This window comes from Bdellovibrio sp. HCB2-146, from assembly GCF_047345725.1.
Taxonomy (GTDB): Bacteria; Bdellovibrionota; Bdellovibrionia; order Bdellovibrionales; family Bdellovibrionaceae; genus Bdellovibrio.
The window spans coordinates 1,420,034-1,427,019 of sequence record NZ_JBLEQP010000002.1; the positions used below are offsets into that span (position 1 = coordinate 1,420,034).

General features: G+C 42.7%; 7 protein-coding genes. 2 read left to right on the forward strand and 5 right to left on the reverse strand.

The window, feature by feature from the left end; all coding sequences use genetic code 11:
- Positions 1–53 precede the first annotated feature (53 nt).
- Positions 54–1,250 carry an exo-beta-N-acetylmuramidase NamZ domain-containing protein gene (locus tag ACLWOR_RS17785; RefSeq protein WP_413942163.1) on the forward strand — a complete coding sequence of 399 codons (1,197 nt, stop codon included), beginning with the start codon at positions 54–56 and terminating at the stop codon, positions 1,248–1,250.
- Positions 1,251–1,266: 16 nt separating this feature from the next.
- Here ACLWOR_RS17785 and ACLWOR_RS17790 read toward each other — a convergent pair whose 3' ends face one another.
- The 5 genes from ACLWOR_RS17790 to ACLWOR_RS17810 all read right to left on the reverse strand — a co-directional run bounded on the left by ACLWOR_RS17790 (position 1,267) and on the right by ACLWOR_RS17810 (position 6,208).
- Positions 1,267–1,896, reverse strand: a complete 630-nt coding sequence (locus ACLWOR_RS17790; RefSeq protein WP_413942164.1) for a pyroglutamyl-peptidase I — start codon at positions 1,894–1,896, stop codon at positions 1,267–1,269.
- Positions 1,889–3,595, reverse strand: a complete 1,707-nt coding sequence (locus tag ACLWOR_RS17795) for a hypothetical protein (RefSeq protein WP_413942165.1) — start codon at positions 3,593–3,595, stop codon at positions 1,889–1,891. The genes ACLWOR_RS17790 and ACLWOR_RS17795 overlap by 8 nt, the downstream gene beginning before the upstream one ends.
- A gap of 206 nt (positions 3,596–3,801) precedes the next feature.
- Entirely contained in the window at positions 3,802–4,053 is a 252-nt protein-coding gene (locus ACLWOR_RS17800) for a hypothetical protein (RefSeq protein WP_413942166.1), read from the reverse strand.
- Between the two features lie 37 nt (positions 4,054–4,090).
- On the reverse strand, positions 4,091–4,795 hold the full coding sequence (locus tag ACLWOR_RS17805; protein WP_413942167.1) for a FliG C-terminal domain-containing protein: 705 nt from the start codon (positions 4,793–4,795) through the stop codon (positions 4,091–4,093).
- A 282-nt stretch (positions 4,796–5,077) separates the two neighbouring features.
- Positions 5,078–6,208: a hypothetical protein gene (locus tag ACLWOR_RS17810; RefSeq protein ID WP_413942168.1), complete on the reverse strand. Its 1,131-nt coding sequence runs from the start codon at positions 6,206–6,208 to the stop codon at positions 5,078–5,080.
- Positions 6,209–6,469: 261 nt separating this feature from the next.
- Here ACLWOR_RS17810 and ACLWOR_RS17815 point away from each other — a divergent pair, with 261 nt between their 5' ends.
- Positions 6,470–6,967 carry a hypothetical protein gene (locus ACLWOR_RS17815; protein ID WP_413942169.1) on the forward strand — a complete coding sequence of 166 codons (498 nt, stop codon included), beginning with the start codon at positions 6,470–6,472 and terminating at the stop codon, positions 6,965–6,967.
- Positions 6,968–6,986 lie beyond the last annotated feature (19 nt).

Here is a 6,986-nt window from a genome sequence, read left to right on the forward strand (position 1 = left end):
TCACATCAAAAGTTTTCACGATAGACTTAAATGATCACCATGAAGGACATCTTATGAAGCTCGGAATCGAAGTTTTACTGCAAGACAAAAAAAGACTTAAATCTCTTCAAGGAAAACGCGTTGGACTGGTCTGTCACCCAGCGAGCGTCGATTCTGAATTGCGCCACAGTCTGGATCTCCTAGCTAAAAAAGTAAAACTCTCGTGTGCTTTTGGACCTCAACATGGAGTCCGTGGTGACAAACAAGACAATATGATTGAAAGTCCTGACTTTGTGGACCCGGTTTTGAAAATTCCCATTTTCAGTTTGTACGGAGAAGTTCGTCGTCCTACCGCTGAAATGATGAGCCACTTTGATGTCGTTCTTTTCGACCTTCAAGATCTGGGCTGTCGTATTTATACCTTCATCACCACATTACTCTATATGATGGAAGAATGTGCAAAAACCCAAAAGAAGATTGTGATTCTCGATCGCCCTAATCCAGCGGGCCGCGTGATTGAAGGTTTTCGCATGAGACCGGGCTGGGAATCTTTCGTCGGGGCCGCTCCAATTCCAATGCGCCACGGACTGACCGTGGGAGAACTCGCTCTGTACTTTAAATCTTTCTACAATCTCGATGTTCAAGTCGATGTCGTAAAAATGAAAGGTTACAGTCCTAATAAAGCTCCTGGTTTTGGTTGGGATATAAAGCGCCCTTGGGTCAATCCTTCTCCAAATGCGGCTTCACTCAATATGGCACGCGCGTATTCAGGAACTGTGCTCATTGAAGGAACAACTCTTTCGGAAGGTCGAGGCACAACTCGTGCTCTCGAAGTGATTGGCGCTTCTGATATTGATTTCACAAAAGTTTTAGCCGGAATGAAAAAGAAAGCGCCACAATGGTTAAAAGGTGTCATCTTACGTGAGTGTTATTTCGAGCCTACTTTCCACAAACACCAAGGTAAGCTCTGCCACGGCTTCCAATTTCACACCGACTGCGATGCTTACAAGCACGAACAGTTTAAACCATTCCGAATTACTGCTTTAATGCTTAAAGTGATCCGCGATCTTTATCCCGACTATCCCATCTATCGTGATTTCGCCTATGAGTATGTTCACAACAAGTTGGCTTTCGATGTGATCAACGGGGGGCCGGAATTAAAAGATTGGATTGAAAATTCCAAAGCCACTCCAAAAGATCTTGATAAGAAATTGGCCTTAGATGAAAAGTCATGGGCCAAAGAGCGAAAAGCCTACTTGCTTTATAAATAATTTTAAATCCCGAAGCTCATCTCTTCGGGATTTTTTTTAGCAGAACAATGAGATCGCGAATACCTGCATACATGGCTTCAAATTCCATTGAAGGTGTCGCTTCGGCTTTACTATTTGCCTGCTCCGGCAAATAGGGAACATGAATAAACAACACCGAAGTTGCAAGCTTTTGGTTTTGAACAAACTCTTGGGATTTAAAATAAAGATAATTACAAACAAATGAGCCTGCACTAAGAGAAACAGTGACCTGATGATTTCTATTTTTAAGCTCATCTCGTAATTTATTTAGGTCCAAATTGTTAAGGTAAGCTGCAGGCGCCTTTTCCGAGATGGTTCCTCCATCTGGGCTGAAACCCTCTTCATCTTGGAGCTTGCTTTCAACCCAATTCAAAGCCACACGCTCTAAACAAATTGTCTTACGACCGCCTGCTTGTCCCAACTGAATCACATGATCATAAGCATGCTCACGCAGGAGTTGAAGGCAAGTGACCGCTGCTTTTTCGAAAGAAACTGGGAGAAGCTCAAATTGGACGTCATCTAAAAACAAAGACTCCCGCTGAAGTTTTTCCAGCAGGAGTTGGCTTGGATTGATGCTTTCTCCCCCAAAAGGTTCAAAGCCCGTGACGAGAATTCTTTTCTTACTCAAATAAAGATCTCCATACCAGTGTGATGTCAGAGCCACGCGTTCCATTCAGAGCTTTACCTTTGCTCTTGAATTCCACTTTGGTATTGAATTCACGAGTTAGAGCTTGTGCCTCAACCGAGTTGCGCGGAATGCGTGCCCCAATCGATTTTAACGAATCGACAGAGACTGTATAGTCCTTAGTTACAAAACAGTACATAGGAGAAGATTCAATGTTGCCAGCATCACAGTCACGACCACCTCGAGTATCGAACAGTTTAAATTTTACTCTAATTTGTGAAGATCCAGATGAAAATTCAAAACTTTGTCCAGCATGCTGATAGCTCGCTCCCAATTTTGGCGAGCCAAACTTCCAAGGCATTTCGTTAGCGACATAGCTATCGACAAACTCGGGGCTGTGATTCAAGACGTAAGTTCTTAAGACAGCGGCCGCGGCTTGGAAACCATAAGCGGCAGAGAAGCCACAGTGATCGCCATAAGTCAGATTTAAGACCGCCGTTGTTGGCACTTTCTTATAAGTATCGTCGTTTTCTAAAACTCTCGCATTGATATCGTTGTTCACAACAGAGTCATCTTTCGATGCCCACACCAATAGCGGTGTTTTCACCGGGTCTTTCAAATTCCAAAAGTTATTGCTCTTAAAAAAGGATTCCGTCGTACTTGCGATGCCCCGGCGTTGTAACGATGTCGAAGGCAATGTGCCAATAAACTCAGGCATGTCTGCACGCGATGTCGGAATAAGTTCTGGCGCCAAAAGATCTGGCACATCACGAAGATACTGACGAGCCCCTGCGAAATGATCTTTGGTTTCTTTCGCAAAGACACGACCGACTAATTGAGAATTATAAAGTTTATCCAGTGTCGGTTTCAAACTGATCACCGGGCAAATAGCAGTCACAGAATTAAAAACCTTGCTGCCATCTGCGAGTGGAAAGCGGTCGTTGTAAGAGGCACCAAAGACAGCGGCATTTCCACCTAAGCTAATACCCATCATGTGAATGCTTGAGATGCGGTCACGATGTTCCCATTTTTCACGCATCCATTTGCCGACAAGCAATGTCTCATAGCCTTCAGACCATCCACCCATGCTCACTTGCCCATTTGCTGCCAAATAGTCCATACCTGTTTGGTTGGCGATAAATAGAACGTTAAATGGACTCTGGTCAAAAAGGTGCATCATATAATTCTTATTGGATGAAGTTTGCACAGCTGAGCAGAACACACCACAACGTACGATCACCAAAGGGCGAGGACGTGGGTCTTGCTTTAAAGCGAGAATGCCTGGAACAACTGTTCCATCATCAAGTTTCACTGGAAACTTTCGAATCTGCGGATGTTGAAAGAACGGATAAGTGTAACGAGCGCTGCGAATCAAAGCACCCATGCCCTTTTGCTCTGCCAATTCATACTGACACTTTGCAAAGTATTGTTTAACGACTTTAAAATATTCGGGCGTCGAGAGCTTTTTCTTAAAGACAGCGTCTTCCAAGCGATGCGGATCACATTCAGGCCTGACCGCATGTGAACCTGTCGCATCAGGAATAACATCGAGCACATTTTGCGTCGACACTTCCTGCGTAGCTTCAGCCGCGACAGCTACTTCTTTAATGAGATCTTTATCTTGTTCCACTTCGGTTTGAGCAAATGCTACTGAAAACGCACAACTCACAACTACAAATGTACCCAAAACTTGCGATGCCATTCTAAACCTCACGTACTTCACTCCCGTTATCGGAGCGACCAAAGTAGGTTTTAGAAAAAACTCACATCGTCTAAAGTCTCGACAAATTCTGTTTCTTTCCTGGTCCAGCGGACAGAGAGGACTGAAATGATTAAGGATTTACCAAACTAGAATCTTTGCACTCCAAACCAGACAAACGCCCCCCTGCGAAAACAAAAAGTCCAGTCTCACATTCCAACTTCCTTCCTTCCTTCCTTCCTTCCTTCCTTCCTTCCTTCCTTCCTTCCTTCCTTCCTTCCTTCCTTCCTTCCTTCCTTCCTTCCTTCCTTCCTTCCTCTGGAAGGGAACTCTTCTCTTCTCTTCTCTTCTCTTCTCTTCTCTTCTCTTCTCTTCTCCCCTATCCCTATCCCTATCGCTCTTGCTTGGTTCTCAAAATTTCTAATCCTTCCAAGCACAAAATAAAAAAGCCCAGAAGACAAAGTCTCCTGGGCTTTAAAAATTAGAACTGAAATTTTATTAAGCGATCTTTTTAATTTGGGACAACTTATCTTTTAGAACGGTATTCTCGTGCTTAACCGCGTTTAATTCCGAAGAAAGCTGATTAAGTTTTCTCTTCAAGAAATCATTTTCATCCTTCAATCCTGATGAAGCGGCTGCACTTGGTTCTTCCGCTTCACCAACAACGGATGGCCTCGCATCTTTCTTCGCAGGATCTGCAGAATCAAAAGAAGGAATGTTGACATAAGAGTGCGCCAACAACTCTTCGATATTTTCAGGGAAAGTCAAATCTGGATCTACTTTTTCCAGACGCAGAATTCCTTGGTTAATATATCCACGCACCTCGGTCAGAATACGCGCGACGCACGTACTTTTCTCAGCCGGAGTTGGATTTACTTCTGCAATCACATCTGTGATTTTGCGCTTACTGATTGAAGGCAAACCACTCAATACTTTATCGATATGCTCTTGCGGACTTCCATGCAATGCATAGCCAGAAGTTTGCGTCGGAACACGAGAGAAAATCTCTGCCAAATACTGCGGATCCCAACCGTAAATACGGTTGATCGTCAATATACGACAACGAAGCGCTTCTTCCCACGCAGGACTCTCGCCTGCAATCAGAGCCAAAAACTGATCGCGCTTAGCAATCGGTGATGTCTCCAAAAGTTGAAGAAGTTGATAAAAGCCACCTTTTTTCTTGTAACGATCTAACATTCCCATGCTGTCATTATCGGAACTCAGCCCCCGTACTTAAGTCACACTTTGAGAAAACAAAGCGATTAAAAAAGTTTGTGTCTCCAGAAAATTTTCTCATTTTAAACCCCGCCCAAAAGTTCTCCATTTTCCCCAACATTTCCCCACTCACAATAAAAACGTCTCACTTCGAGACCACCCAATCAATCAATCAATCAATCAATCAATCAATCAATCAATCAATGAATCAAAAAAACCCCGACTTCTCGCAAAGCCGGGGTCGATGGTTTTAAGTTTTAATCGCTAAAATTAAAGATTCGTACAAGTATAGTTCAGCGTGATCGAAGTGCCTGGAGCCAAGTATTGATCAAACTTCAAAGTCTTACCTTCAAGATGATATGCAACCGAGCTTCCAGAAACTGTCAGACCTTCTGCTCCATCACATCTTAAAATCACGTCTTTCAAACGATTTTCAATTCTCGCTTGAATTTCACCCAACTGACCTGTGTAGTTTTCAGAGCAAATATCAGCTGAAACACCCCATGCTGGCGATGTCTTTGTAAATGCCAAGTAAACTGTTCCAATACTTCCTTGAACCAACCCACGAGTTGCTTCAACAGGCGTATCACCCAAAACTTGATTGTTCTGTTGAGCCAAGCAAGTTGAATCGCGCACAACAATCGCATGCACGCTCAGTGAATTATATTTCTCATTACCAAGAATAGATTTCACGTTACTCAACAAAGTTGCTGGTTGATCCATTGATTCAAGAGCACTTCCGCCACTTGAGTACAAACCACTGCGCTCATCTTCGTCTGAAAGAAAGATAATTGCAAAATGCGCTTCTGGACGAAGGAAGCTTGAAGGATTTGTTTTAATCACTGTATTAGCGGCATAAACACCACGTTCATCACCACTCGGGCAGTTTGCAGCATATTGTTGTTGATAAGCCGTCGTATTAATAGAACCGATTCCTTTTGAAGCAATCCAGTTCGCAATAAAGTTTTCACACTGACGAGTTTCAGGACGTTGAATAGTCGTTTGGAATAAAGCCAAACGATCCGCAACTTTCGGAGTTAAATAAGGATTGCTTCCAAATGGAATCAATTTTCCACCTTGAGATGTGATATCTGTCGTAGTCATCGCAATACGATAGTCGATTTTCTTCGCATCTAAATTATTGATGAAGTTTTGAAAACGTGGAGCCAATCTTCTTTGTTCAAAAGACATTGAGGCAGAGTTGTCATTCACAATCAAAATGTCGACCTTCCCGCTACCTGCAGTAATAGTCTCAGTAATTTTGAATTTGCCGTTTTCCACAACACACGTTGTGTCCATGTCGTTACATTTGCTTGTGTCTAAACCGAAGTTCACAGGCGAACAACCCACGTAAAATCCGATCGCAAACGACATAACAGTTAGTCTTGTGAGTGTAGTCATAGACACCTCTCTCAAAACTTTACTTCCAAGCTCAGTGCCAGTTTTTACGAAATTTCTAAGTTATTGATATTTCGTCATTTTTTTAATTATTGCCAGACGGTCAGGATCTCTCAATGCTGTATATATTTTAGCCAGAGGCCCCTTCTGGGCTCTTTTTCCTTTGAAATTCCAAAGGTTTATCAAATCTTGCTTCCCAAAAGATAGGCGCAAAAATGGTCCATTCTAAAAAGAACTTATAAGTAAATAACTTAATATACCGATATGATTCATATAGAGGTTCAGCACATGATGTACAAAATTTTCGGACTGGTATTTATGGCAATCGCAGGCACTGTTGCTTACCTCACGCTCGGCATGAATCCATCCACGATGGACTTTTGCTCCAATCAATCCAAGAAACAGACTCCAGCAGAACAATTGATTGAGATGATCAACGAAGACTTTAATCAACTGGATCGCGAACATCAATTACCCAAACAGTGGAACTCAATTGCGACGGTCGAATATAAAATGGGCTCTGACCTCGCACGCGCTATTTTAGGAAAACGTCGTCCACAAGTTCAGAGAATTCAAGAAGGAACAGCATTTCTAGAAATGGAAATCATGGATCTACCTGACGAAAGCAATCCAGGTATCATCATCCAAGCAAGCTTGTTCGACATTAAATCCAAAAACAAAATCTTTGAAATCGGTCGCACTTATTTAATGAGCGACCTCAACGAAGAAAACCAAATCGAAAAAAATCCAAAAAATAGATAACGACTTCAGTCTCTAACTG